The sequence below is a fragment of the Dietzia sp. WMMA184 genome (assembly GCF_002441635.1).
Taxonomy (GTDB): Bacteria; Actinomycetota; Actinomycetes; order Mycobacteriales; family Mycobacteriaceae; genus Dietzia; species Dietzia kunjamensis.
This window is the reverse complement of sequence record NZ_NXEI01000005.1, coordinates 1-25,619: the sequence shown is the minus strand read 5'-3', so window position 1 is coordinate 25,619 and position 25,619 is coordinate 1. Positions and strand designations below refer to the sequence as shown.

Below are 25,619 nucleotides of genomic sequence, written 5' to 3'. Positions count from 1 at the left end.
CAGCCGTTGCTTAATCTCAGCCGGGACGGGGCGGATCTTTTCGCGCGTCGCCATTACCGACTCGAGCCATATCAGTAGCGCGTCCCTGTCCGGGTCGCGCCGGACTCAGCTCAAGCTCGGAGACACAGGACAGCTGGTCGTCAGCCAGATGGTACAACCGCCAGGCAGTGCCATCGGTGAGGATGCCAACGTAGCGGCCGCCGAGTTCTTTGGTTCGCTGTGCGACGTAACCGGCGAGCTGCTTTTCCGCGTCAGTCAGATCGCCAGCACGGAGGTCCTTCTTGACCTCAATTACGACGTGACCAGCTTCGATGTCAATCCGGCGGCGTGTGCCATCCGCGAGCTGCGACTCCATCGTCACCACGTCATCGGTGTCCAGCCCGAGCGCCGCAGTCGTGAGCAACATGTAGATGTCGGCCTGCGTCGTGGCCTCCGGTCGCATCGGCTTACGCGAGGCGAGGCGCCTGATGATCGCCTCAATACTGGATGTCATAACCGCAATGTATCCGGGAACTTGCTCTCCATTGCATCCAGACTCTCGGCACCCTCGGGCTAGACAGCGAAGGCCGATCCGCACACTAGGCAGTGAATCGGTTGTTCGTGTCCCGCTGGCACCTTGATTGGCTCGTACGGGTGACATGGTGACTGCACGATGTCCATGTCGTTGGGTTCGGTCATCGCTTCCGGGACTGTGGACATTGAAGCGATGCGTAGTCCTGTCTCATTCGATAGCTGTTCGAGGACCTCTGGCATAGCACGGGCTTGGGCGTACTCGAGCTGCTCTTTGGTCCACCAGTGGCCGGTGCCGGCGGCGACACCGCACAGAGGGCAGTAGTAGACGTCCGGAGTTGGCTCAGCGGCGGCGAGGGCGTTGATGGGGCCGAGGTGCCACTTGAACTGCCGTTCGCAGGTCGGACATTCCCGACGAAGGAAGTTGTCGTCGTCGGTAGGGATGGACACATTCATGTCATGCTCACGAACTCTTCGTGATCGAACTGCTCACCGTCTGCGGTTCGCCCCTTGATGAGCAGTGTGAAGTACCGCTTGTTGTCGCCCGCCGCGATGTTGCCCATATAGTCCATACGAATTGACTTGCCCGCCGGGAGCTTTGGAACCGGGAGCGGTTCATGGTCTCGGAGAAGTCCGCGCCCGGTCGCGTCGACCTCTACGACGTCGACGTCAAATGCATCACCTGGCCCGTTGTTCGTTATCTCAACGAAGTCGAGTTTGTTTCCTCCCCGACGGGAGTGGGTTGCAGAGAATCTCGGGCGGGTAGGGCGCTCGGGCGCTGGAGTACGTATTCCGAGCGGAAGGCCGCCACCTGGAGCACTAGGGGCCGTCAGCTCCGAACTAAGCCAGTCGACGCCTGTTTCGTCGACCTTGCAGCCTGCCGTGGACAAGCGGTTTCGGAGCGCTTGGCGCTTCTCTGGACTACCGTCGAGGCGAATCGTATGGCGGCCGTGGATGTCGCTGAACTGCTTAATCTTGCCGAACTCAACAATGATGGTCCGCTTCGGGTTTCGTCCCATAGCCATGCCAGCTTCGAAGAGAACGTTCGGGCGAGGCTGTGGCTGTGGTGATGTTTCAGTGTCATCGTCTTCGGCTAAATCTGCTCGGAGATACGCGACATCATCGGGTGTCTCCAGCACGACGATCGCCTGCGCTATCTCGAACGCCTTATCAAGCACTTGACCGATGTACGGTGCTCCTTCGCCTGTCTCATGGACTGCCTGATTCCATTCGATTGGGGACAAGCCCAAAGCTCGGAGGAACGTGAAGAGCTGGTTTCGGGCGGCACTATTACGCCCGTGGATCACGAACACCTTGCGAGGATCTGGAGAAGACGTAGTCACGCGCCAACTATAAGTCCGGCTACCGACACAAGCCGCCGTCAGAGACTCGCGCCCCTCAGCCCGATCGCGACGATCCGAGGGCCATCGTCTGACCAGCGAGATCTCGTGCGCCGATAATGTTGAATTCCGTCAAGTGTGCGGATCAGGAGAGACGAGTCGATCCCACTGCCCGCGGCATCTAAGGACCACTAGACCGCGAGTTGTACAAGATGTACTCTTGGCGTCATGGTGACCACGACGCTCAGTAATTTTCGCGCCCATCAGAGCAAGGTGCTCGACGCCGCACAGCGGGCGCCTGTGGAGATCCTCAGCCGTGGCAGCCGTCGTCGCGCCGTTGTCGTCTCGCCGGAGTTCTTCGACCGGGCACTGCAGGCCCTGGAGGATCAGGCCGACGTTCAGGGCGCGGCCGACGCTCGCCGTGAGGGCGGCAGCATCTCCCACGAAGAGCTCATGGCGGAACTGGGCCTGTAAGCCTGCGCGCCCCACTCGCTGATGCCCTATTCGATCACCTATAAGCCCTCGGCCGCCAAAGCCCTCCGCAAAGTTCATCCCACCGAGCAAAAGCGAATCGTCCGCGCCATCGAAGCCCTCGCGGTGACACCGCGACCGCCTGGCGCGATTCAGCTCGCCGGAGGCGACGGCGAACTCCGCATCCGCGTGGGCGACTACCGCATCATCTACGACATCGAGGATGACGCCCTCGTCGTACTTGTGCTGCGCATTGGGCACCGCGGCGACGTCTACAAGTGACTCCGTCCCACTCCGAGTCGCCACGGCTCGCGATGGCAGGATCCAACGCCTAACCCCGGTGATTCACGGGGATCTGCGGATCGCTGGGCGAAAATAGACCGAAGTGCTTCCTGAACAGGGGAAACTGGGACTTGTCTAAGGTTCCATGTTCTCCAGCAGAAAGCACTCGGTAGGTGAAGCGTACTTCGTGGTCGGCCGGTCTGTCCGTTACTGCTGATGGTGTCGGGGTGATCGCCCACGCCGGGGCCATCGCGCCTCGACTTCTGGCTGATCAGGTCGGTCTGACCGCCGAGCTGTCAGGGGCCATGGCTCGCCGACAATTTATCCCGATCCACGACCGCGGCCGTGTGCTGATCGATACCGCGGTGATGCTCGCCGATGGCGGCGAGTCCATCTCCGACATCGGCGTCCTGCGCCACCAGTCCGGGGCCCTGGGCCCAGTGGCGTCGGCGCCGACGGTGTGGCGCACGCTCGATGAGGTCACTGCCGGCAAGCGCAAGAAGATCCAGGTCGCGCGTGCCCGCACCCGGCGGCACGTGTGGTCGCACCTGCCCGGCGGGGTGCCCGCATCGGCGTGTGCGGGGCGGGATCTGGGATCGACGGTCGTGCTCGATGTGGATGCCACCATCGTGGTCACCCACAGCGAGAAGGAACATGCAGCTCCGACGTATAAGCGCACGTTCGGCTACCACCCGATCGGCGTGTGGTGCGACAACACAGAAGAGTTCCTCGCCGCGAGCTTGCGCCCGGGCAATGCTGGCTCCAACACCGCTGCCGACCACATCGACGTCCTGGGCCAGGCAATCGCGCAGATCCCCGCTGCTCACCGGCGTGACCTGCTGATCCGCTCGGACGGCGCCGGCGCCTCTCACGACCTGTTGGATTGGATCACCGAGCAGAACCGCGTCCGTGGTCGACGGGTGGAGTACTCGGTCGGGTTCTCCATCACCGCCCCGATTCGCCGGGCCATCGTGACCTGCCCCGAGGCCGCGTGGGGACCAGCGCTCAATCCCTCCGGTGACATCCGGGACGGGGCCGAGGTTGCCGAGCTGACCGGATTTCTCGCTCCCGGGATGCTCGCCAAGTGGCCAGACGGGATGCGGGTCATCGTCCGCCGCGAACGACCCCACCCCGGCGCCCAGTTGTCGATGTTCGAGGAGATCGACGGGTGGCGCTACCAGGCGTTTGCCACCAACACCACCACCGGGCAACTGCAGTTTCTTGAAGCACGGCATCGGGCGCACGCCCGGGTAGAGGACCGGATCCGTCACGCCAAGGACACCGGTCTTGGCCGTCTGCCCTCACGCGAGTTCGCGCTCAACCAGGCCTGGTTGGTGGCGGTGATGCTCGCCGCAGATCTGGTGGCGTGGACACGGATGCTGGCCTGTACCGGCGAGGCTGCGGTTCTGGCCTTGTGCGAGCCCAAAGCGCTGCGCTACCGCTTCCTGCACGTCGCAGCCCGGCTGACCCGTAGCGGCCGGCGACGCCGGGTGAAGATCCCCGAAACGTGGCCCTGGGCCACCGCCATCGTCGCCGCGTTCAACAAGATCGCCGCGATCCCCAAACCAGCCTGATCTCACCTGCCCGCCCTCGACATCACCACCCGGAGACCCGCCCACCGGCAGCGCCAGCCGGCACCCCCGCACGCCCTTACGCGAAAACAAGCCCGCCGTCACCCGACAGCAGCAGTCACACCGGCCCGTGAATCAGCGGGGCTAAGCAGACAAGCCGAAGCTGCTAGAACTGCTCGTTACCCAGGGTCTCGACGCCACCAAAGGCGGCCCACCAACGGCATGAACATCATCCAGTCACCGACTACACCGATACGCGGGAACACAAGTGGGGCAACGCGGCCCGGCCACCAAGAGTTCTGCCAGCGGGAAGGCGACCCAGAACCACGGGAGCAGCTCCGGCCGGCACGACTGGCAGCACGGCCAACCATCAACCGGGCTCAAGCCACAATTGCCGGTGAACGCGAACATGGAAAGTTCGCAGTTCAGACGCTGATTGCCAACTCCCCCTCATCACAGGGCGGGCTCGTCACGCGGCTCGGCGCCCGTGCTCGATGCTCGCACCGGACTTGCCTACCAGCCTGAGAATCACGATCTCTCCGGTGACCGACACCGTCAGCGGTATATACCTCGATCCGTATTCACCGACGACGGTATCTACCTCTGGGCGCAACTACTCAGGAAGCGCATTTCGAATAGCTGCCTCGATAAACTCAGACACGGTCTCCCCTTGTTGGATGGCCGCGATCTTCGCTCTCCGGTACACCTCAACGTCAAGCGCTAGCGATGTCTTCGTACGCCGAGGACCGGGCGGACGTGCGGCTTCAGAAGCAGAGAACGTTTCCGAGACCGGCCGGATGGGAGCTGCGGCCCGTGGGCGCAAACTACGGCTCACCGGTTCCGATTTGCCACTCATTTAGTCACCTCAACGATCTCGTCCATCAGGTCTCGATAGCCGAAGAAGCTTGTTGGACATGTGCCGAATGATTGGCGTATCGCCTGTCGCTTCCCAATCACATTCTCGAATACGAACACCCCTTCCGATTCAAGGGCCTCCTTTGTGAGCTCGAGCAGCTTAGTGCCGAGCTCAACGCTCGTGAGAAGGACGCCAGCTGGCTTATGCGCAGCAGCCTCCAACGTTGGCCAGACGCGCTGGAGGTCCAAACCAGACGGCGCAGTGGGGACCACGACAACATCAGCCGCATCGATCGCGGCCTGAATGATGTCAGCAGCACCCGGAGGCGTGTCGATCACTGTGAGGTCGCTACTAGATGCGCGCGAAAGCGTGATCTTGTTCGCGGGCGAGACTTGAAACGGCAAAGGCACACCCCCCTCCGTCGCAATCTCAGCCCAACTAGTGGCCGACCCCTGAGGGTCCGCGTCTAGCAACTCAGTCGACTTGCCCTGCGCGCTCGCGACCGTCGCTAGGTAGATGGCGGTGGTCGTCTTACCGACGCCACCCTTGGTGTTAACTACCGCAATCTTCAAAACCCGCTACACCTCAATCTTCTAACACCGCGATACCGCTGTACCAATTGTGGTCATCACCTTGATACCAAAACTGCAGCGCAGGGGCGCGCCAGCCACGCCGAACATCCCGAAATACCCTTGAACCGTTAGCGGTACTTCGGTACTCACCGTTAGACCGGTGATGGTGTTGCGGTATGTACCGATACTGGTTTTGCGGTGTCTACCGATACTGGTGTGCCGCAGCCGCTGACCGCCGACAGAGCCGTAGACGGCGCCAAAAAACTCCACCTCACCTAGGCGTGTCGATAGGATTTGTGGCGCCAAGTGTGGGAGTTTTCCTCACATGGCGACGAAGCAGCGGGGCCCCGGGCGACCGTCATTCGGCGAGCGCATGCGCGTGCCCGTCCGTATGGCCCCTGAGGTGTACGAGGCACTTCGGGTGGAAGCCAGGTCTAGAGGCGTCTCGATGTCTCAGTACTTGGCTGACCTCGCCGCCATCAATCTTGGCCTGCCCGAGGCCGTAGTTCCACCTGCAGATGAGGAGGCAATTTCAGCGTGAAGCGGTGGCCGGTCCGTGCCCGGCCGACAGTTGAACACCCCGCAACCCTGAAATGACTGATCCCGGCCCACTGGCAGGTGGACCGGGATCGAAAGTCAAGAGTTCGAGTTGGCGCTCAAACTCGGTGTTGCTCACCAATTAGGAGAGCTGTGCTTCCAGGCACCTCTCAGAGTAAGTCATACCCATCGGATGGTCCAGTCGATCCGATCGGCGTGTCTCGCTCTGACCTCGATAACCTCACAACCCGAGATTCCACCTGGTGGTGGGACTCTGTGGTGTGCGCGTGGAGTCCGCGCCCGTATGTGCGTGTCGACTCGCACAAGGCGCATACCTTCGCCGTCACGCGACGTCTCACCGACGGAGTGCCGGGGGAGGGGACACCTTTCGCGCTGCACTTGACCGATGAATCGGGCAAGTTTCGGCTCCTCGCCCTCGATTTCGACGCCCACCATGCCGGCTCAACCGCGGACAAAGACCTCGCAGCGTGCACATCTGCCCTGACTGCCGCGGGCATCGAGCACCTGGTGTGCTCGTCAGGACCTGCTGGGGGATACCACGTATGGATCCGGCTGAGCACCGCCGTCTCCGCGCACCGCCTGGCACCGCTCATCGACGCTTTCAGCGCCGCGTGGCCCTCGCTGGACCGGGGCCCGCTGGCTAATTCGCGCACGGGTTGTGTCCGCGCCCCGGGCTCGCCCCACCGCGCCGGCGGCACATCGATGCCCCTGACAGATCCCCATATCCGGCCGGTGTCCCTGCGGGCCTTGCGCACAGTTCTCACGCAGCTGACACAACCCCCTCAGAGCAAGGGCGCCTCCGCCACCGATGCTGGGATCGCCCCGGTTCCTGTGCACGTCGATGTGCAAGGCCATCCATACCTGGCCGGGCCCAGACGTCCCCTGAACCCACAGATTCGTGCCCTTGCCCGCGCCCCGATCACCGACCGCACGGATGCCTCCGCGGTGGGGTGGTCGATCCTGTTGGGCTGCGCCCACGCCCGGATGCAGTATCGCGACCTGCACGAGGCTGCCTTAACTGACCGTTGGCCCGGCCTGGAGTTCGTCCGCACCCATCGCATCAACGCAGGGGAGCGCACCCCCCGGTTAGACGCGACCGCCGAGTTGGCCCGCCAGTGGGCCAAAGCCGTCACCGCAGCCAGCTACACCCAGTCCAGCACTGCAGGACCCTCGCCCGCCCGCCGCGCTGCCGAGACCACTGTCGCCGACCTGCTCACCCGCATGGACGCCCGTCCCCGCCGGTGGGCCGGCAAGACCGGAGCCCAAGACCGCCTCGTGCTCCTGGCACTGGCAGCCCGCACCGTCGCAGCCGCAGCCACCGAGGTGCACCTGTCCGAGCGCGACTGGGCCCTGGCCGCAGGTCTGACCAGAGACACCGTAGCCGACCGGCTGAGAGCGCTTGTCCAGCAGGGGTGGGTCGCCCGCGTGCAGCGAGCAGCTGGCCCCTGGGCGGCAGTGTGGCGGATCGTAAGACCCGGGGGCGGGGAGCGAAGAAGTGGCGCAGTATTTACCCCGGAGATGCAGAGCCAGCTTGACGCTGAGCTCGAGTGCGCCCGAGAGGACATCTGGCATGCCCGTGCTCTCGGGGTGCTGGGCATGCGCGTGTGGACACAACTGGCCTCTGGCCGCCTGTCGGTGCGTGAGCTGGCGACCAGGCTCGGGATCTGCCCGGCGACGGTGCGCAGCAAACTGCGCGCACTGCGCTCTTTCGGGCTGTGCACCGCTGATGGCCGCGTGTACCGGAGTCGCTCCCGGTTAGCGCGAGCCGCCGTTGCTGCTGGTGTTGATGGTGCGCACGCTGATCGGGTGCGCCTGTACCGGCTGCATTCGGCGGTGTTCGTGTGGTGGTTCACCACACGACACCAGCCGCAGCGCTCCGACGCGCTGGCCGAGTGGGGCGAATTTCCCAACCCTGCTGAGGCTGAGCAGATCCACCCGACTGACATTGCCCTGGCATACGGCGCCACCTCGACCGGCCCGCCAGTATCAGCCACCACTTGGGGCGCGGCGATGGCTGCCCAAGATCGCCATCGCGAGGCCGATCCCGACAGCTGGTGGGAACTGGTCGCCGCAGCCCGCGCCGCACTACCCGCTCCCGACATGCTGCTCGCCCCGCACCAGTGGGCCCGCACCGCAGCCTGACCACTGGCACCGCACGAGTCGGGGCGAGTCACCACAGGTCGGGGGATGAGTCGGTCGAAGGCCCCCATGGCGAGCTCGTCGGGGGGTGGGTATCCGGGCCGGGTTCGTGTTCTGCGGACCGAGCTGCGAGGTAGGCATCAACGAAGTCCTCGGCAGTGAAAGACCCTGCACGGGCTACCGCCTGGGAGGCAGGACCTGAGATGAGGGCGCGGTGGGTCTCTGCAAGCCAGATGGCCAGTTCGGTATCGCATCCCGGGGCCGCGGGTGGGGGAGTGGGCAGAGCTGTGGTGTCGGTGGACTCGCGAGTCGCGTGACGTATCCGGTGGGCGATGACAGAGCCGGGCTTGTTGGCAGTGTCGAGGATTTCGGTGGCGTTGTCCCATTCCTCGCGGGGGTCGAGGCCTCGGATGGCTGCGTCGGTCCACGCGCCTTCCAGGGCCTGGTACTGGTCGGGGTCTGCCTCGAGCTGGTGGGCGTAGGCCCGCGGTAGCGCGTCGATATAGGCCGGGAGGGTGGCGGCGGCAAAGTCTCGGGCGGCGAGGTCCACGCCGTGGCGGTAGAGCTGCTCCAGCCGTTCGTCGCTGGTGGCGCTCTCGTACTCCTGGCGGAGGGTTTCGGTGGCCGAGGCCTGGTGCGTCTCGCGGGCCAGAACGCCAGTCAGCACCTGCTCGGGTGTTGGGGCTTCGTGGTCGCCGGCGGAGTGCATGTGTGCGTCCTCGGCGCCCGTGTCGAGGGCGGGTTCGCATACGGCGTAGGCGCGGTTTTCTCGTCTGCCTCGGGTCATGGCGACGTACAGGCCGGCGCGGTCCACGCCAGCGTCGATGACGGCGTGGACGGTATCGACGGTGGCGCCCTGGGCGCGGTGGATGGTGGCCGCGTAACCGAGGTGGATGCTCTTGCCGGCGTAGCTGGCGGGGATGAGCATGGCCTGCCCGGTGGAGGAGTCGCGCACCCCCAGTGACCCATCGCCTGAGATGCCGGTGACGGTGAACAACTGTCCGTTAATGATCCGTCCGAGGTAGGTGCGGTCAGAGGTGTAGAGCTTGGAGTTGGTGCGGGCGATGACGGTGTCCCCGACACCCACGGTGTCGCCGCGAGCGACCCTAGTGGTGTGTGCGTCGTCGACTAGTCCGCGGGCGATCCGGTCGGCCCGGATCACTTCGTTGAGGGTGTCGACGTCGGCGTTGGTCGAGGCGATGATCAGTGCCTGTCGGCCAGCGGCTGTGTCTGCCAGGAACGCCTGAGCGGCCTCGGTGAGCATCGCCTCCCGGTGCCCGCCGGTGATCCAGCCCCGCCCGTTGTAGAGAGCCAGTGCGTCTGGGTCACCTTCGCGAAGGGCGAGGGTCGCGTCGGCTTGGTCGGTGTCTGCACCCATGCGCATCACCTCGCGCAGCTGAGGCGTTCCCGGGGTGCTGGCCAGGTCGGCGAACAGACCGCCAGTCTCGACTGCCGCGAGCTGTTTGGGGTCGCCGATCAGGCGGAGGATGGCCCCGGATTCGGCGGCGATCTCGGTCAGCGCGGCCAGGTTCTCGGTGCTGGCCATGCCCGCTTCGTCGACCAGAAGCATGTCCCCAGGTTTGATCGTGACAGGCAGTGCGTCGAGCGATTTCCCGGGGAGGGTGGGATGCTTGCCCATCCAGGTGAAGGTCAGAGAATCGATGGTGTGACAGTCGGTGCCGATGTCGCCCGCGAGGACGCTGGCCGCTGCCGCGGAAGGAGCAAGGCCGATAACCGACCGGCCGGTTTGTTGCCAGGTGCGGGCCACGACCTTCATGGATGCGGTCTTGCCGGTTCCGGCCGGACCCACCCCGGCGGCCAGGAGCGTTCCGGCACCAATGAGGTGCTGCGCCAGAGCGGTCTGGCCGGCATTGAGGGACCAACCCTCGGCGTCCTCGTGCGCCTTCAGCGCACGGTCGAGATCGGCGCGGATAGCGATCACCGCGACCGGCGTGTGCACCGCTTCGAGGGTGACGGTTTCGGCGTCCAGCACTGCCTGAGTGGTGTACTTCTCGGCGCCTGCGTGCCGGTCCACACCAGCCCTGCTCGGACCGATCAGAGGGCTGGGAAGGTCCAGAACCTCCGGCGGGGTCAGCTGCACCACGAGCTCTCCCATAGCGGTAACCATGACCTGTTCGTGCGCCCGGTCGAGGGCCTCGGCGCCCTCGAATCGGTAACCCTTGAGCAAGGTGGAGACGGCGGTGTCGATGTGGGAACGGCGGAACTGCGCCCGGCGTTCGGTCACTGCCGCCACCGCCTGCTCGGCCACCAGGCGGGCGTGGACCTGGGCGTCGAACAGCTCCCGCGACACCTGGCTCCGACCCTGCCCGGTGACCTCGCCAACCACGCTGTCCACCGCGTGCGTGCCGACGACCTTTTCGGCCATCTCCCGCCAGGTGGCGCGGTGTTCGGCCAGTGATTGGGCGGGCTTCTTGGCGTCGCGGGTGTCGAGGATGGCCTTCTGCCACAGGGCGTAGGACGCCCGCTGGGAAGGCTGCCGATTGTTCTTCTCAACGTACTGCGCGACGAGTCGGTCATAGACCGGCCTGGCCAGGGCCCGGCGCGAGGAGAAGGCGTCGATCAGGCGGCGGTCGATGCCCTTGATCTCCCAGATGGGCGCCTTGTCCGGGGGCGGGTAGTGGGCCTGGAACTCCACGCCCATGCGGCGGGTCAGAAGGTCGTGCAGGGTCGCGTCGTAGCGGGCCGAGATCGTCTGGTGCATCTGATGGATCGCACGGGAATCCAGCGACAGCCAGCGCCCGTTGGGAGCTTGGACCTTGTTAGCCAGCAGCACGTGGGAGTGCAGGTCCGGGTCCCCGCACCGGGTGTCGAAGTGGGTGAACTCAGCCGCGATGATGCCGCCCGTCTTAACCTGCTTGATGCCGCCCGTTCCGACCCTGGTGTAGATCGCGTTGTTCTCGGCCCATGCCAGGGTTTCGGCCACGGCTTCGTGATGCAGGGCGGCCACTTGGGAGGCAGTCTTCTCATCGGCGAGCGCCCACAAGACGCTGACACTTTTCACCGGGGAGAACGTGAAGTCGAACCCGGCGACCGCTTGCTTGACCTGGTCGCGTTCACGGTTGACCCACGCAATGACGTCCTTGCCAGAGGCGTGTTCGTAACCGAACTTCTCGGTATAGAACGGGCGCGCGACCCCCTCGGCGATCTGTCCTCGCTCGTCGCTGGTGGGGCGCTGGCCCTCGGTGTGAAGGAACGCCTTTTCGGCCACGGCTATGGCCTCCAGCACGTCGACCCCGCCGGTATAGATGGGGAAGGATCGGCCGAGCTTGCAGGACGACAGACCGCGGCCGTCGGCCATCATCTGGTCGGTATCTGGGTGCAGGCCCTCGCCATACAGGGCCGCCATCTGCGCTTCGGTGACGACCGCCCCCGCGGTCGCATTCTCCGAGTCCAAACCGTCCAGTCCGCGCCCGATCCACCGTCCCGGCGGGGTGCCCTTGGCGGCGTAGTAGTCCGACAGGGCCATGCCCTGCGGGTCGGCGTCGTGAGTGGCGACCGAGCGCAGCAGGTACTGGTATCCAGTGCCCGCGTGTACGGCTCGAAGGCTCATCACACCCACCAGCGTATGCGGACCGAATCTGCGCGTCTATGCGTCACAGCGCACGGTGCTGTGACCAGCAGGTTCCCATCGTTCACTCGAAGTGCCTACTGTGTGCGGCTGTTTGTGGCTGTTTAAACAAGCGGGAGCGAGTGTGGGGGCTGGGCACGGTGGTGGCGTCTCAGGCGGGGACGTAATGAGCACCGCGGTGGTCGGGTGGGGGAGTGGTTGGCGCTCGCGGGTGTCGTAGGCGTGCTTTAGGGTTTGGGCCATGGCTGCTACGAAGACTGATTCGCGTTCCCAGACCGCGCGGGCCCGCGCCCGCCAGGCGATGGCCGACGAGCTCGATCGGGCGCGCAAGCGCGAGTCCAAGCTCGTGGCGGTGTTCTCCGCGATCGACGCCCGCGCCGACGCCGAAGCCGCCCTGGGGGAGGCGCTGATCGAGCTGAAGGACCTCGGCGTCGCCCAGTCCGATCTGGCCGAGATGACTGGACTGTCCGCCCGCGAGGTCGGCGCCGCGATCCGCGCCGCGAAGGACCGTGCCGACGGCGAAGCCGCTGAGACAACGCCCGACTCCTCCATCGACGCAGACGCTCGCGGTGAGGACTCCCAGTCGGACAACAACGGTGCCCACGATCACTGACCCCCACCATGACCCGGGGGGCGTCGACATTCCCTTGCCCGGAATGGACCTCGGGACGGGGTCCCACACGTCGGTGAGACGGTCGCGTCCGTATGATCCAACACTGCCTCCCACCAGCGCCGCAATCACCGCGTTCTGGTCCCGCGTTGTCAAAGCGCCCGCCGGCGGCTGTTGGATCTGGACCGGAGCAATCTCCGATGGCTACGGAAGGAACCGCGCGGAGTTGCATCTGGTCGGCTATTCGACGTCATAGTGAACCCGCTGGCCGATCACCAAAACGCGCTTCCCGCTCACATGGGCGTCAGTTGACCTCTACTTTAGCCATTGCATTAAACGACTCGATGTTGCATCGTATACAACATGATGATGAGGGCTGAACTCCCCGGTTCCGCACGCTATGTCCTGCCGGACGGCGTGACATTCCTCGACGCCAAACCTGCGGTGTTCGAGGCGATGCTCGACGGCTGGGCGATGCAACAGCGTTCCCGCTTCCTGAAAGCTCAGACCATCGACGTACGCCTCGCGTTGATCCGACGCTTCGCCGTGTTCACCAACGAGTACCCGTGGTCCTGGACATGCACGGACGCCGAGGCGTTCATCTCCGACCGCCGACAAGCGGCGCATCCGATCGCGATGTCCACCGCGCGGATGTACGAGATCACCATCCGGATGTTCCTGACCTACATCACCGATCCCCGCTACGGCTGGATCGGCACGTGCCAGCAACTCTTCGACACTGTGCCGCAGCAGATCTTGCACGAGTGGAACACCATCGTCCACACCACCGACTACGAAGGCGCACCCGGCCGACGACCACTGAGCTACGACGAAGTGCAGGCGCTGTTCGATGCCGCCGACGGTCGCGCCGAAGCGATCCCAGGGACCGGGCGTAAGGGAGCGTTGACCGCACAGCGTGATGCCGCGCTGCTCAAGATGATCTACGCGTTCGGGCTTCGCCGCCAGGAAGCGTGGGGGCTGGACGTGACCGACCTGCGACACAACCCGACCACCCCGTGCTACCGCGACTACGGTGCCCTGTTCGTCCGGTTCGGCAAAGCAAGCAGGGGAGGGACAGCCAAACGCCGCACCGTGCTCACTGTCCCGGAGATGGACTGGATCGTGCCGGTCCTGGAGCACTGGCGGACCGAAGTTCGGCCGCTACTCGGATGCCGGGGCCATCCGGCGTTGTGGGTTACCGAACGCTCGGATCGCATCTCACTGCGCCGCATCGACGACGCGTTCACCACCGCCCGCGACGCGGCAGGCCTGGACCCGGTATTGAAACTGCACTGCCTGCGCCACTCCTACGTCACCCACCTGGTGGAGTTCGACTACCCCGAACGGTTCGTCTCCACCCAGGTCGGCCACTCCTACGCCGCGACCACCGCCATCTACACCGGCGTGTCCGACGAGTACCGCAACCGCCTGCTGCGCCGATCCCTCAACCGCCACCCCGACCTGTGGGAGAGCCCGTGAACAAGAAGATGAGCTACACCTGGCACCTGCGCACCCTGATGGCCGAACGCGGACACTTCGCCACCAGCGACCTCGTGCCGCTGCTGGCCGAACGCGGCATCCACCTGTCCCGCGAACAGGTCTACCGGATGGTCACCACCACCCCTCAACGCCTGAGCCTGGACGTGTTGGCAGCCCTGTGCGACATCCTTGACGTCGACACCTCCGACCTCATCGAAATCACCACCGCCGACGTCTCGGTGGCCAAACCCGCCGGCGCCACCGAGACAGGTCACGCCCCGCCCGTGCGGCGCACCACCATCCGCCGACCCACAAGCTCATGACCGACCCCACGGCCGCCCTGGCGACCGTGCTCGCCTTCCTCCACCCCGACCACACCAAGACAGCACACCGCGCCGCGATCACCGCCACGGAACTGTTACCGGACGAACTCCAGGGCGTACTCGACTACGTGCGCCGGCATCCCGAAGCCGTCCGCACTCACTCGCAGGACCCGCCGCCAGGACTGCACCGACTGCTCGACCAGATCGCGGCACTGCCGACCGAAACGAGCACGCCGCCCCTTTGCGCGGGCTGCGGACAAGAACGTCGCCTGCGGTATTGCGCTCCAGGCGGGGGCCGCTGGTGCATGTCCTGTTACAACGCCTCCCGCCGCACCCCGTGCCGGCGATGCGGAACACTCTCGGTGCCCGTAGCTCGTGAGGACGACGGCGTGCTCTGCGCCCGCTGTCTGCGCGCGGACCCCGATCGCCGACCTCCGTGCTCGCGGTGCCACCGACCCCGGCCTGTGGCCTACCGCATCGACGGGCAACCGGTGTGCCAGAGCTGCGGGCCGAAAAGGCTGTACACCTGCAGCGCCTGCGGCCGACCCGATCAGCCGGCCCACGCAATCACCGACGCTGGGCCGCTCTGCTCCCGCTGCTACCACCTCAGGCGCCCCCACACCTGCCACCAATGCCGACGCTCGACATCGCATGCCCGCCGCGATCCTGCCCGGCCGGACCAGTGGATCTGTTACCGCTGCTACATCCCACCGAGCGTCGAGTGCACCGTTTGTGGCGAGGTCAAACCCTGCGACAGGGGCGTAGCCAGCGGGCGACCGATCTGCTCGTCGTGCCGCGCACGGCAACGTCCCCACCGGCGGGCGTCGCCCGCGGCGAAAAAGCGCTGCGCAGTCTGTGGTCTCACCCGATCGGTGCGGATCACCCTGCCACTGGGACCGGTCTGTCTATCGTGCTGCCACCAGCTACGCCGAAACCCGATCGACTGCGCCTCCTGCGGCCACCAGCGCCCCCAAGCCGGACTCGACAACCGCGACCAGCCGATTTGCGGCCCATGCTCGGGAGAGCACAGAAACTGGTACTGCCGCTCCTGCGGAGCCATCGATCTTCTGGTCACCACCACCGACTGCCTTGGCTGCCGCAACGCCACCAGAATCGACAAGCTCCTGATCTGCAGTCACCCGCAACTGCGCGGGCAGACCGAGCAGGTGCGGGCCCTGCTGCTGGAGATGTACTCACCCCAGCGCACCGCGCTCCTGCTCGAAAGTCGGCGCAGCTGGCTAACCCTGCTCACCGAGCTTGTCACTGACAACGAACAGCTAACCCACGCGAGTCTGGACTGCAGGCCCCAGACCGGTCGCACCCGCTATCTGCGGCGGCTTCTGATCGCTATCGAAGTCCTGCCCTCACGCGATAACACCGTCGACGACCTCGACTCGTGGATCGACACCCTGCTCGCCGACCAACCACCCCACATCGCCGTCGTACTGCAGCCCTACGCCAGCTGGCACGTCATCCACCGCCTGCGCCGCGTCCGCGGTAACAGCCCGTCCGCAGCAAAGTACGCGCGCACCCGCATCCGATGCGCCACCGACTTCCTGCACTGGCTCCACGCCCGCGGCACCGACCTCGCCCAGGCCACTCAGCAAGACGTCGACTGCTGGCTCGACCAAGGCACCACCACCCGGCGCCGCCTGCGCGACTTTCTGACCTGGACCAACAAGCGAGAACTGACAACAGACCTCGAGGTGCCCTGGCTGGGAACCGATGGACTTCCCGGGCACGTCCTCGACGAGCACACCCGCTGGCAGCTGCTGCGCCGGTGTCTCACCGACTCCGCACTCGACTTACGCCTGCGCGTGGCCGGCGCTCTGGTACTGCTGTTCGGCCAGAACCTCACCCGCATCGCCGCACTAAGCGCCGAGGACATCACCACCGACGGCGGCGACACCTACCTGTCACTTCGCGATCATCCGGTTCTGCTGCCACCAGCGTTGGCCGCCTTGATCGGTGACCTCGCAGGTCAGCCCCTACCCACCGACGACCCCCGGCCCACAAACACCCCGACCTGGCTGTTCCCAGGCCGCAACGCAACCCACCTCAGCCCTGGCCGCCTGGCCCAGCTCCTGGGCCGCGACCTCGGCCTCGACGCCCGCGCGGCCCGCGGCGGCGCACTACTGGCACTAGCCTCCGACCTGCCCGCATCCGTGCTGGCCGACTTGCTAGGCCTGTCCATCTCCGCGGCCCTGCGCTGGGGAGCCCTTGCCGCCCGCGACCAAGGCGTCTACCTCGCCGCACGCCTCGACGACCACGACTGATGTCGGAGTCGACACCTATCCTCGCCACACCCGGTAACAGCTCCCCGACACTCGAGGCCCCGATGACCGCCGCCCTGTTCCCCCGACCCGTAGGAACCGACACCCAGCAGCTCTCCCTGCTCGGCGACCCCCGACCAGTGCGCACCCCAGCGGCACTATGGCGGGTCTGGCTCACCGACCCCGCTACCCGGCATCGGTTCGAGAACAAGCGCTACCGCCGCGGCCCTGACCAATGCTGGCCCTGGATCGGCGCGATTTCCTCCACCGGGCACGGCTCCTTCCGCGCAGCCAGCCTTCCCGGGCTCTCCCGCCGCGGCACCGTCCCGGCACACCTGTACGCCTACCAACTCACGCACGGGATCATTGACCGACTCGGCTGGAGCGCCCTGACCGACCCCATCCTGTGCCACCGCTGCGACTACGCCGGCTGCACCAACCCCGACCATCTACGCCTGGGCACCGCCACCGACAACCGCACCGAATACCTCGCACGACGACACGGCCCGGGCAGCCCCCTGGCCGACACCCGCGGACCAGACGGGCTCTCCCGCACCATCGCTGAGAGCATCCGCAGCGCACTCGCGGCAGGCGAACTCGCACACACCATCGAACACCGCATCAGCGCCGCCATCGCTGCGGGCCGCCCCTGGTCACTGTGGTAACCACATCAAACGAGCCCTCATCGTGTGCGCTCGGGAGAGTAGACCTCTTCACAGCGAGATCTGGCCAGTGTTGCCATCGACGGTGACCACGGAGGAAGAGGTGAGGAGTTCGGTCGCTCGTGGGACTGAGAGTACGGCGGGTATCCCGACTTCTCTGGCGACGATCGCTGCGTGGGAGAGCACTCCACCTATTTCGGTCACCACTGCCGATGCAATGGTGAACAGCGGAGTCCACGCAGGATCGGTGTGGCGACAGACCAGCACATCCCCGCGCTTGACCTTGGGAAAGTCGCCCGGTCCGCGGACCAGGCGGACGGGGCCAGAAGCCAGTCCTGGACTGGCTGGCTCTCCGGTGAGGGTGGCATTGCCGGAGGCCATCGGGGGCAGTGCTGTGGAGTCAGGGACGGCTGCGGTCACGGGTCGGGCTTGAAGGACCCACGTCGTGTCGTCCGTGATGGCCCATTCGATGTCTCTGGGACCACCCAACGTGATGGAGACCTCTTTGCCGAGGGCGTGCAAGCGCAGAACGTCGCGGTCCGTGAGACAGGGCTCCTTCTGCTCTGCCGCGGATGTGGGGCGGGTGACGAGATGCCCGTCGTAGCGGTCGGTGCGCTCGGCCTTGAGTCCTAGCCGGCGCTCGACGATGCCAGAGTCTTTGACGCGCCAGGAATCGGGAGTGACGTGTCCTGCGACGAGCCGTTCTCCGATGCCCCACGATGCTTCGATCACGCTGGTAGTGCCGGTGAACATGATCCCGGAGACGCTGGCATCTACGAGCCGTTGGACGAGCACGGACATGTCGACTGGTGCCTGCCAGGCTTGGCGGGCTCGGTACGCGGCAGCGCGGTCGGTCCACAGCGAGGCCCAGCACTTCAGGATCGCCTGGCATACCTGCTCGGCTCCGCGCAGGACGAGGAAGCTGTCATGCTGTCCTGCGGCAGATGCGTGGGCGTTGTCTTCAGCGATCGAGGATGAACGCACGGCCACGTAGTCAGTCGGCGCCCCGTCGGTGATGCGCTCCAACGCCCGGGAGACGTCATCGACAACGCCGTCCGGGAGGCGAGAGCGCAGGATTCGTGATCGAGCCTCTTCGGCGTGATCGGTGGAGAGTTCGGTGAGGCCAAGTGCCGTGGCCGCGCCTCGGTAGGTGGTTGCTGGCACCACGAAACCGGTAGGTACTTTGAAGCCAGCCCGTGTCAGCCCGGCCAAGGGGGCGGCTTTGCCACCGGCGGTCGAGTGATCGGCGTCGACGAGGTCCACGATGTTCACAACTGTCTCCCGCCGGCGAAGCCTGTCCACCGCAGTTCGGCGGGCAGGTGAGACATGTCGTTGACCATCACCACGCCAGGGGGTTCCCCGTCGGTGTGTTCGATCACCGTGAGCCCAGTGTTAGCGACACCGGCCAGCGACATCCATCGGGCAGGTGGGGCACTGAGTGCATCGCGCACCATCCAGGCGATCGGGTACGCGTGGGTCACGGCTACCTCGTGGGTCGGGCGCTGTGCCCGCGTGTTCGGCGTGCCGAACCGTGCCGCCAGGCCGTCTGCGGTCCTTCGACCGGCATCGGCTTCGCTGCGGTCATAGCCGTCGAAGAATCCCACCCATGAGGGTGAGAGGTATTCGCGGTCAGGGACGAACGGGACATGGTCGACGAGTTCGGCAGCCTCGTCGACCAGGACGCGCGGCATCTCGGCTGCGATGATCCGGGCACTCTCGACTGCCCGTGGCAGCGGGGAATGCCACACGACGTCGATGGGCAAACGGGCGAGTCGCTGGCCGATCAATCGGGACTGTGCCCGGCCCTCGTCGGTCAACTGGCCCCAGGCGTCGGCTGCCCCGTGGCGCACGAGATAGATAGTGCGAGCGGCCATTACCGTCCTCCTTGATGGGGTTCCGCGGAACGGTCGCGGCCAAGACTGGACAGCAGGTCCTCATGGAGTTCTGCCCACACGATGTGGCAGGAGAGGCGGCCCACGCCGGCCACCCACTGATGGTCACCCGCGCGAGCCTTGTGCAAGGCCGCCGAGAACTGCCGCGGGTACCGGCTGAACCGCGGCAGCCGGCCAACCAGGCCTGCCATGAGGTCGCTGAGAGCATCGGCTAAGGCCGTCAGCTCCAGCAGCACCTCGACTCCGCGCTCCGTACGCTCAGCGGAAGAGCGAAGCTGCCAGTCGGTCACAGCCCGGACGAGGCGGGGATTGACGCTGGTCTCAAAGTTGTCAGCCGTGGCTTGGAGGACGAGTCGCGCGCCGGACGCCTCAAGTTCTTCCTGTAGCAGTTCGCCGTCGCGGCACTTGCCCGCTTCGGTAAGAATCCAGCCACCGGAGTCAGCGAACGTCATACGCTCAATCAGATACTGCCTGTTGAGGACGCAGAGAGTGTCACCGACGATGCTGACTGGCAGGTCGACGCGGTCAGCGACCGCCTCAGTGTCCGCGAACCCGGCGAGGCGGACCCCGTGAAGCACCAGCAACTCTTCTCGGGACTGCCACGAATCGGATCGTTCAGCTGTCATTCTGGTTGCTCCACGACGTCGTCGGCCTGGGCGCGAGTCGACACCCGCTGAAAGCGCTGCTGAGCTGCCTGCGGAGATTTCACTCCCAGCTGCTTGGCGATTTCGGGCCAGGTCAGTCCCTCTGCCCTCGCGATCAACATCAAACCTGCTTCGAGCGCATCGAGGTCAGCTCGTGCCGACTCTAGAAGTGTCAGAGCCGCACGAAGATCATCGTGAGAAGCATCGCCAACTGCTGAGTTCGCTCGCCACATGGCAAACCGCAGCAAGGTCACATCGTCGGGCATGGCTCCTGGCGGCAGCCAGGGGAGCGGAGGCAGCTGGTCGGCACCGGACTTGCCCAGCCGTTGCCGCGCGGAGTCCACCTCATTCAGCTCATCGAATTCGTTCGGAATGACAGGGCTCATGCCGCAACCATGACAATGCCAACATCGTGTTGTCAACGAACTGTTGAAAACTGAGGGTTTCCATGGTGGCCAGAGCCCCTCTGCTTTGAGGTGGGCAGCGTTCTGCACTCGCCGGGGACGGCCTGTATTGCACCTACTTCGAATACCTACCGGTTGCCGGTCATCAGTTGGCGATCAGGTGGGGTCAGCCGCACCGAGTACGCCCACCGTTTCGCACTTGTCATCGCCGGCGAACTCGACGCCGGTGCGATTGGCGAGCACCGCTGCAACGAACCGCTGTGCGTGCGCGTCGATCCAGGACATCTCATCGCCTCCACTCAGTCGGCGAACCTGCTCTACGCGGTGGCCTGTGGCCGCACCGGGATCATCCGCAGCCTGGCCGAGCGCCACGATCGCCAGGCCCGCTCACTGGCCGTCCGCGACGCCGTGGCAGACGGCTGGGACCCGGTCGCCTACGCACGGGCATCCGGCAACGCCGCACCGCTCGACACACCCCCACTGTTCTGAAGGCTGCAGTACAGTCGCCCCAAGAGATGGCCTCGCCGACGGCGGGGCCATCTGTCGTTGGCGGCCCGGGCCAAGATGTGTCAGCGGGGCGCTGCTCGTCGGCGCAGCTGCCAGTACCGCGGGATCGTCCATCGCAGCGGGGTCCTATCGATCACCCACAGCGCTATCCGCGACCGGTAGTGCTCGTCGTGGCGCACCGCGAACGACCAATGACCGACAAACCACGCCAACAGCCCCAGCGCCGCTACCGTGGGCGCCCACGTACGACCCTGCAGGGCACCGAGCATGCCAACCACCGCGCAGAACCCGCCGACCCCACGCGCTACCGGCGGCAAGGCCAAGGCGCCGCCAGCGACGACAGCGGTAGCCAGCAGCGCGGTCTCCAGATCCCACATTCCACACTCCTGTCGCTAGCGACTTCCGCTGCGGCGCCCACACGGGCCTCACGGCCTGATCCGCTGCCAGTGTGGCTTTCCCCTCCGACAGTCAGTGCGCGTCGCGCTTTGGCGGGCTGGCTGACTGGCCCGGCTGATCCGACCGGCCTGGCTTGCGAGCGGTCTCGCGCAGCGAGTCCAGGACCTCCCGCAGGGTGTCCGAGGTGGCCTCCGCCCGGACCCGTGCCCGGTCGGACTCCTCGGCCTTGGCGCGCGCGATCGCGACGTCCTGGCGTGCGGTCTCGATCTGACCGCGCAGCTGCTCGAGCTCGCCGCGCACTGCCTCGAGCTCGGCGAGGGCGCGGTCTCGGACCGCGACAGCCTCGTCGCGTTGCGACTCCGCTTGTTCGGCCGCCTCCAGGGCGTCGGCCTCGCCGCCGCGGGCTGTATCCAGCGCCACAGCGGTCGCCTCGTCCGCCTGCTCGGCGGCGCGCTTCCATGCCGCGGCCCACACTGAGGCCACCATCGCCGACATTGCCTCCGACAGATCTGGGGCCTCGGGCACATCCCCGGCAACGCCGGTGGCGTGCTCGCGCATCCATGCGGCCACCTCACCGATGCGTACCCCCGCTTCGCGCTGCACGCTGCGCACGGTGACCTTGTCCCCTCGTGCAACGAGTACCCCATAGGCTCGAGCGATCTTCTCCGACGTCGACATGACAGCCCTCCAAGTCAGGTAACGGGTAACCGGTAACCCGTTTCGTTACCCACGTTACCACCGAGGCTGGACAGGGCCCAGCCATCCGCGCTTTCAGGGCCGGGGGCGGGCGCGAGCTGGCCGTCGACGGGGGCCACCGGCGCGGCGAGGGAGAGCCAGATTCTGGCCACGCCGCTGTGGCCCCAGCCGCGGGCGAGACAGCGGGCCGGAACCTGACCGCGATGCGGTCACAGGGCGCCGACGGGCCGGCGTGGCCACCGGCAGGCCCGCGCCGGGCATCCGGCCGGGCTTTTGCACACAGGCGCCGCACGCGGGTAGCCACAATGGAGCACCGACTCCGCATCCTGTACGCTTTTGCGTACAGGAGGGGTTGAGATGAAGACGATGAGCTACACCGAGTCCCGGGCCCGCTACGCCGAGGTCCTCGACGGGGTCACCAACGACCGCGAAGAGGTCATCATCACCCGCGCCGGCCACGAGCCGGTGGTGATGGTCTCCCTTGACGACTATGAGTCCCTGCGCGAGACCGCCCACCTCATGCGATCACCGGCTAACGCCCGACGTCTGCTCGATGCGATGGAGCGGCTCGAGTCCGGCCGCGGACAGGCGCGCGACCTGCTCGACGCCGACTGACGTGCTACTCGTCTGGGACGACAACGCCTGGCAGGACTACCTCTGGTGGCAACAACAGGACCGCAAGATCCTCAAGCGCATCAACCTGCTCCTGCAGGACATCACCCGCAATGGCAACGAGGGAATCGGCAAACCCGAACCCCTCAAATACGACTTCGCCGGATACTGGTCCAGACGCATCACCGACGAGCACCGACTCGTCTACAAAGTCACCGACACCGAAGTCCGTATCGCCACCTGCCGCTACCACTACGGATAAAGCGCCCCCACAAGCTAGAACTCCTCTGCCCTTTCCATCCGCGAGCTGGTCGGCAGCGAAAAGGACATGTGCCCGCGTTTCGCTTTCGCGCCCGGGCGCATCCTGCAACCCTGCACAGAACACAACACCGAAACACGAAGGATCAGCGATGGCTCAAAAGTTTCAGGTCAGGTACCTCGACGACATCGACGGGACCGATCTCGGAGAGCACGCGAACACCATCTCGTTCGCTTTCGAGGGCAAGGAGTATTCAATCGACCTCAGCGACGACAATGCCCAGGCATTTCGCGACGCCATCACGCCGTACCTCGAGGCCGGCCACCGCGTGACAGGAAAGAACGCCAAGACCGCGCGCAAGGCCACCACCAAGACCCCCTCCGCCGACACCAAGGCCATTCGCGAATGGGCCAGGGCCAACGGCTACGACGTCTCCGACCGCGGACGCATCCCCGCCGACGTCATGGACGCCTACTCCGCCGCCAACTAAGGCTCAGACCGAACGAGTCGCACGAAGTACGTCGATGATCACCCTTGCCGCCATGCGACATCAAAGACCCTCCAACCAGCGGGCATGTTAACGCCGATAATTTATCTTATGACAAGCTAACGGTGCCGAGTTGTAGATTGTGCGAACTCTGTACCCCACCGAACCGTTCCCCACATTCGTATCGGTCAACCCCAGCGCGACCTGCGCGTGGGTGGATCTCGGGCCTGCGCTTCGTTGCTTGCGCCACCTTGACCGCAGGGAAATGACGGAATGGTGGAGCAGGTCGCCACCTGCGGACCGTTGTCGAGACTCGTGTTTCATACCACGCGTTCGCACCACGCGGAGCCCCTCCGGACGGTGCAACATGCCGCAGCAACTATGGTGCACCATAGGGTGGTGTAACTCAGGCAATTCCCGTCTCGAGAGCCACCAGCGCGACATTCAAAGCAATGATTACAGCAGCGATCGCCCAGCCCAGTAATGTTGTTTCGCGCGCATTGACCGAGGCGCCCATGAGGGATTTTCGGGAAGTGAGCCACACCAATGGCACCAGCGCAAACGGGATGCCAAACGACAGAATTACCTGGCTCAGAATCAGCGCGTACGTGGGATCAACCCCGGCTGCTAGCACAATAATGGATGGGATAATGGTGATGAGCCTGCGGGTGAGGAGTTTCATCCGGGTACGAAACAGCCCCCCATGATGTCGCTGCCCGCGTAGGCGCCAACGGCAGTTGATGCGAGCCCTGAAGCCAATAGCGCGATTGCGAACATAAGACTGGCTGTCGTGCCGAGGGTGTTCTCGATCGCAGCGTGAGCCCCTTCAATAGTCTCAGTGCCCGCCACTCCGGGGAGCACCGATGCCGCCACAAGCAGCATCACTAGGTTCACTGACCCGGCGATCGTCAACGCGATAGTCACATCTACCCGGGTTGCCCTGATTAACCGGGAAAGCGGGTAGGTCCTCTCTGTACCGAACCTGTCACGGGCGAGTGAGGAGTGCGCGTAGATTGCGTGCGGCATGACCGTTGCCCCGAGAATACTTGCTGCCAGCAACACCGATTGGGCGCCGTCGAAGCGGGGGATCATGCCACCTAGTACTGCACCAGGCTCGGGCGGAGCAATGAACAGGCCGTAACAGAACCCGATGACGATCACGAGCATAAGGCCGATAATCGCGAACTCAAACGTTCTTGCTCCACGTTGAGCTTGCAGCAAGAGAAGCCCTGTGGAGATGACTCCCGTGATAACAGCACCGGCAACAAGGGGGACATCGAACAAGATCCACAGCGCGACGGCGCCCCCGATGACTTCAGCGACATCGGTAGCGATCGCGACGCATTGGGCCTGCAACCCATACAGGACACGCCATGCCCGGTTGGCGATGCGCTGACCGAGAAGCTCAGCCATGCTCGACCCAGTAACCAACCCGAGCTTGGCCGAAAGGTACTGGACCAGCCACGCCGCTGCGTTCGCCGCAACAAGCACCCATACCAACAAGTACCCGAACTGAGCCCCGGCAGACATGTTGACGGCAACATTTCCAGGGTCAAGGTAGGCCACACCCGCGACTAGGGCCGGGCCCAACAGCCATGCTCGGCCCGATCCCCGAGCTCTCAGCTGCAGTTTTGTCTGTGTCCCCACTGTACGAGCCCCCTTATTCCACTCCCTCATACGTTCTTCGGACGGACGTCTACCCGAGCCCGTTGTCGCCTGGCCACCAAGACGTATGGCCAGATCGACCGTAGCGCACGGACCAGCAACGGTTTGACGGCCCTTCCGGAATCAGAGTGCATTGATCCGGTTCTGGAGCTGTCCGGAGTGGATCAGTGACCGCAAGATGTAGTGCTTGAGGTTCCGGAAGCCGAGGGCGATTCCGCGGAGGTGTTCGAGGCGGCCGTTGATGGCCTCGACCGGGCCGTTGGAGGCGCCGGTGTCGAAGTAGGCGAGTATCTCGCGGTGCCGCTTCCACAGCGAACGGCCCAGTTGCGCGAGCTCCGGTAGTTCTTTGGGGACGCCTGCCCGGATCGATTTGAGGAGCTTGTACATGGTGATCTTGCCCTCCCGCTTGCCCGAGGCCTCGTAGGCGGCGATGAGTCGCTGGTAGACGCCGTAGGTGACCTCCACCGCCGCGTGCGCATCGTGGGCGGTGAACGCTTTGAACAGGCGGACCTTCTGCTTGTCGGTGAGCAGCTCGGACCGGGTGTTCAGCGTTCTACGGATGCCGTACAGCGGGTCGCCGGTGCGGCCCCGGTGGCCGGTGGTGGCCTGCTGGATGCGTTGGCGGCACACGGTGAGCTTGTCGGCGGCCAGGTGCACCACGTGGAACGGATCCATCACGGTGCGTGCTTCGGGGACCGCGTTGGCGGCGGCAGTGTGGTAGCCGGCGAACCCGTCCATGGTCACGACTTTGATCCGGTCTCGAAAAGCCTGGTCACGGGCGTCGAGCCACTCGGTGAGCACCTTGGCCGATCGGCCCGGGAC

General features: G+C 65.4%; 24 protein-coding genes and 1 pseudogene. 13 read left to right on the top strand and 12 right to left on the bottom strand.

All coding sequences use genetic code 11. The annotated features are described in order from the left end of the window. Positions 1-16 precede the first annotated feature (16 nt). Positions 17-493, bottom strand: a complete 477-nt coding sequence (locus CK206_RS19095; protein WP_216824195.1) for a hypothetical protein — start codon at positions 491-493, stop codon at positions 17-19. 469 nt (positions 494-962) lie between these two features. Continuing rightward, positions 963-1,817 carry a TIR domain-containing protein gene (locus CK206_RS19085; RefSeq protein WP_254050715.1) on the bottom strand — a complete coding sequence of 285 codons (855 nt, stop codon included), beginning with the start codon at positions 1,815-1,817 and terminating at the stop codon, positions 963-965. Between the two features lie 261 nt (positions 1,818-2,078). On the opposite strand from CK206_RS19085, the gene CK206_RS19080 reads away from it, so the two are divergent. From CK206_RS19080 to CK206_RS19070, 3 genes are all read left to right on the top strand, one after another. Further along, a complete protein-coding gene (locus tag CK206_RS19080) occupies positions 2,079-2,324 on the top strand; it encodes a type II toxin-antitoxin system Phd/YefM family antitoxin (RefSeq protein WP_033098516.1) in 246 nt (81 codons plus the stop codon). Between the two features lie 21 nt (positions 2,325-2,345). Further along, entirely contained in the window at positions 2,346-2,603 is a 258-nt protein-coding gene (locus CK206_RS19075) for a type II toxin-antitoxin system RelE/ParE family toxin (protein WP_032375740.1), read from the top strand. 173 nt (positions 2,604-2,776) lie between these two features. Beyond that, entirely contained in the window at positions 2,777-4,177 is a 1,401-nt protein-coding gene (locus CK206_RS19070) for an IS1380 family transposase (RefSeq protein WP_096905723.1), read from the top strand. Positions 4,178-5,026: 849 nt separating this feature from the next. Here CK206_RS19070 and CK206_RS19065 read toward each other — a convergent pair. Next, positions 5,027-5,602: a ParA family protein gene (locus CK206_RS19065; RefSeq protein ID WP_096907553.1), complete on the bottom strand. Its 576-nt coding sequence runs from the start codon at positions 5,600-5,602 to the stop codon at positions 5,027-5,029. Between the two features lie 843 nt (positions 5,603-6,445). Between CK206_RS19065 and CK206_RS19825 the strand changes: the two genes are divergently transcribed. Then, positions 6,446-8,302, top strand: a complete 1,857-nt coding sequence (locus CK206_RS19825; protein WP_143337780.1) for a hypothetical protein — start codon at positions 6,446-6,448, stop codon at positions 8,300-8,302. A gap of 28 nt (positions 8,303-8,330) precedes the next feature. Here CK206_RS19825 and mobF read toward each other — a convergent pair whose 3' ends face one another. Further along, positions 8,331-11,870, bottom strand: coding sequence for a MobF family relaxase (mobF, locus tag CK206_RS19055; protein WP_096907551.1), 3,540 nt, complete (start codon positions 11,868-11,870; stop codon positions 8,331-8,333). A gap of 259 nt (positions 11,871-12,129) precedes the next feature. Between mobF and CK206_RS20570 the strand changes: the two genes are divergently transcribed. The 5 genes from CK206_RS20570 to CK206_RS19025 all read left to right on the top strand — a co-directional run bounded on the left by CK206_RS20570 (position 12,130) and on the right by CK206_RS19025 (position 17,238). Then, positions 12,130-12,501 (top strand): hypothetical protein, encoded by a 372-nt coding sequence (locus tag CK206_RS20570; protein ID WP_254050714.1) that lies wholly within the window; start codon positions 12,130-12,132, stop codon positions 12,499-12,501. Between the two features lie 366 nt (positions 12,502-12,867). Next, entirely contained in the window at positions 12,868-13,977 is a 1,110-nt protein-coding gene (locus CK206_RS19040) for a tyrosine-type recombinase/integrase (RefSeq protein ID WP_371607152.1), read from the top strand. Next, positions 13,974-14,300, top strand: a complete 327-nt coding sequence (locus tag CK206_RS19035; protein WP_096907548.1) for a helix-turn-helix transcriptional regulator — start codon at positions 13,974-13,976, stop codon at positions 14,298-14,300. The genes CK206_RS19040 and CK206_RS19035 overlap by 4 nt, the downstream gene beginning before the upstream one ends. Positions 14,301-15,172: 872 nt before the next feature. After that, positions 15,173-16,576, top strand: coding sequence for a hypothetical protein (locus tag CK206_RS19030; protein ID WP_143337779.1), 1,404 nt, complete (start codon positions 15,173-15,175; stop codon positions 16,574-16,576). A 62-nt stretch (positions 16,577-16,638) separates the two neighbouring features. After that, on the top strand, positions 16,639-17,238 hold the full coding sequence (locus CK206_RS19025) for a hypothetical protein (protein WP_096907562.1): 600 nt from the start codon (positions 16,639-16,641) through the stop codon (positions 17,236-17,238). A 48-nt stretch (positions 17,239-17,286) separates the two neighbouring features. Here the strand turns inward: CK206_RS19025 and CK206_RS19020 are convergent, their stop codons facing one another. Genes CK206_RS19020 through CK206_RS19820 form a run of 4 tightly spaced genes read right to left on the bottom strand, consistent with a single transcriptional unit; the run spans position 17,287 to position 20,157 of the window. After that, positions 17,287-18,507 carry a PEP/pyruvate-binding domain-containing protein gene (locus CK206_RS19020; RefSeq protein ID WP_096907546.1) on the bottom strand — a complete coding sequence of 407 codons (1,221 nt, stop codon included), beginning with the start codon at positions 18,505-18,507 and terminating at the stop codon, positions 17,287-17,289. Continuing rightward, complete coding sequence (locus tag CK206_RS19015) at positions 18,504-19,109, bottom strand: histidine phosphatase family protein (RefSeq protein ID WP_096907545.1); 606 nt, start codon at positions 19,107-19,109, stop codon at positions 18,504-18,506. The genes CK206_RS19020 and CK206_RS19015 overlap by 4 nt, the downstream gene beginning before the upstream one ends. Then, a complete protein-coding gene (locus CK206_RS19010; RefSeq protein WP_143337785.1) occupies positions 19,109-19,753 on the bottom strand; it encodes a transcriptional regulator in 645 nt (214 codons plus the stop codon). The genes CK206_RS19015 and CK206_RS19010 overlap by 1 nt, the downstream gene beginning before the upstream one ends. Further along, positions 19,750-20,157 carry a hypothetical protein gene (locus CK206_RS19820; RefSeq protein ID WP_143337784.1) on the bottom strand — a complete coding sequence of 136 codons (408 nt, stop codon included), beginning with the start codon at positions 20,155-20,157 and terminating at the stop codon, positions 19,750-19,752. The genes CK206_RS19010 and CK206_RS19820 overlap by 4 nt, the downstream gene beginning before the upstream one ends. Positions 20,158-20,310: 153 nt before the next feature. Between CK206_RS19820 and CK206_RS19005 the strand changes: the two genes are divergently transcribed. Then, positions 20,311-20,664, top strand: a complete 354-nt coding sequence (locus tag CK206_RS19005) for a hypothetical protein (protein ID WP_254050719.1) — start codon at positions 20,311-20,313, stop codon at positions 20,662-20,664. Positions 20,665-20,744: 80 nt separating this feature from the next. On the opposite strand, the gene CK206_RS19000 is transcribed toward CK206_RS19005, so the two are convergent. Together CK206_RS19000 and CK206_RS18995 are read right to left on the bottom strand one after the other, a co-directional pair. Next, positions 20,745-21,059 (bottom strand): hypothetical protein, encoded by a 315-nt coding sequence (locus CK206_RS19000; RefSeq protein ID WP_096907578.1) that lies wholly within the window; start codon positions 21,057-21,059, stop codon positions 20,745-20,747. A 91-nt stretch (positions 21,060-21,150) separates the two neighbouring features. After that, positions 21,151-21,756 carry a hypothetical protein gene (locus CK206_RS18995; RefSeq protein ID WP_096907577.1) on the bottom strand — a complete coding sequence of 202 codons (606 nt, stop codon included), beginning with the start codon at positions 21,754-21,756 and terminating at the stop codon, positions 21,151-21,153. 375 nt (positions 21,757-22,131) lie between these two features. Between CK206_RS18995 and CK206_RS18990 the strand changes: the two genes are divergently transcribed. From CK206_RS18990 to CK206_RS18980, 3 genes are all read left to right on the top strand, one after another. Beyond that, positions 22,132-22,389 carry a type II toxin-antitoxin system Phd/YefM family antitoxin gene (locus tag CK206_RS18990; RefSeq protein ID WP_017836490.1) on the top strand — a complete coding sequence of 86 codons (258 nt, stop codon included), beginning with the start codon at positions 22,132-22,134 and terminating at the stop codon, positions 22,387-22,389. A gap of 1 nt (position 22,390) precedes the next feature. Then, entirely contained in the window at positions 22,391-22,648 is a 258-nt protein-coding gene (locus CK206_RS18985; protein WP_061228632.1) for a Txe/YoeB family addiction module toxin, read from the top strand. Positions 22,649-22,796: 148 nt separating this feature from the next. Then, positions 22,797-23,135 carry an Lsr2 family protein gene (locus tag CK206_RS18980; RefSeq protein WP_096907576.1) on the top strand — a complete coding sequence of 113 codons (339 nt, stop codon included), beginning with the start codon at positions 22,797-22,799 and terminating at the stop codon, positions 23,133-23,135. Between the two features lie 403 nt (positions 23,136-23,538). Here the strand turns inward: CK206_RS18980 and CK206_RS18975 are convergent. Further along, a pseudogene (locus CK206_RS18975) lies at positions 23,539-24,662 on the bottom strand (Nramp family divalent metal transporter). A 258-nt stretch (positions 24,663-24,920) separates the two neighbouring features. Further along, the coding region (locus CK206_RS18970) for an ISL3 family transposase (RefSeq protein WP_143337796.1) at positions 24,921-25,619 on the bottom strand (699 nt) is incomplete at its 5' end.

Excerpts from the sequence above, each read along its gene's own strand:
- CK206_RS19010 (WP_143337785.1), bottom strand. The coding sequence starts at position 19,753 with ATGACAGCTGAACGATCCGATTCGTGGCAGTCCCGAGAAGAGTTGCTG.
- CK206_RS18995 (WP_096907577.1), bottom strand. The coding sequence starts at position 21,756 with ATGTCGACGTCGGAGAAGATCGCTCGAGCCTATGGGGTACTCGTTGCA.
- CK206_RS19025 (WP_096907562.1), top strand. The coding sequence starts at position 16,639 with ATGACCGCCGCCCTGTTCCCCCGACCCGTAGGAACCGACACCCAGCAG.
- CK206_RS19040 (WP_371607152.1), top strand. The coding sequence starts at position 12,868 with ATGAGGGCTGAACTCCCCGGTTCCGCACGCTATGTCCTGCCGGACGGC.
- CK206_RS18980 (WP_096907576.1), top strand. The coding sequence starts at position 22,797 with ATGGCTCAAAAGTTTCAGGTCAGGTACCTCGACGACATCGACGGGACC.
- CK206_RS18990 (WP_017836490.1), top strand. The coding sequence starts at position 22,132 with ATGAAGACGATGAGCTACACCGAGTCCCGGGCCCGCTACGCCGAGGTC.
- CK206_RS20570 (WP_254050714.1), top strand. The coding sequence starts at position 12,130 with ATGGCTGCTACGAAGACTGATTCGCGTTCCCAGACCGCGCGGGCCCGC.
- CK206_RS19820 (WP_143337784.1), bottom strand. The coding sequence starts at position 20,157 with ATGAGCCCTGTCATTCCGAACGAATTCGATGAGCTGAATGAGGTGGAC.
- CK206_RS19015 (WP_096907545.1), bottom strand. The coding sequence starts at position 19,109 with ATGGCCGCTCGCACTATCTATCTCGTGCGCCACGGGGCAGCCGACGCC.
- CK206_RS19000 (WP_096907578.1), bottom strand. The coding sequence starts at position 21,059 with ATGTGGGATCTGGAGACCGCGCTGCTGGCTACCGCTGTCGTCGCTGGC.
- CK206_RS19080 (WP_033098516.1), top strand. The coding sequence starts at position 2,079 with ATGGTGACCACGACGCTCAGTAATTTTCGCGCCCATCAGAGCAAGGTG.
- CK206_RS19095 (WP_216824195.1), bottom strand. The coding sequence starts at position 493 with ATGACATCCAGTATTGAGGCGATCATCAGGCGCCTCGCCTCGCGTAAG.
- CK206_RS19075 (WP_032375740.1), top strand. The coding sequence starts at position 2,346 with ATGCCCTATTCGATCACCTATAAGCCCTCGGCCGCCAAAGCCCTCCGC.
- mobF (WP_096907551.1), bottom strand. The coding sequence starts at position 11,870 with ATGAGCCTTCGAGCCGTACACGCGGGCACTGGATACCAGTACCTGCTG.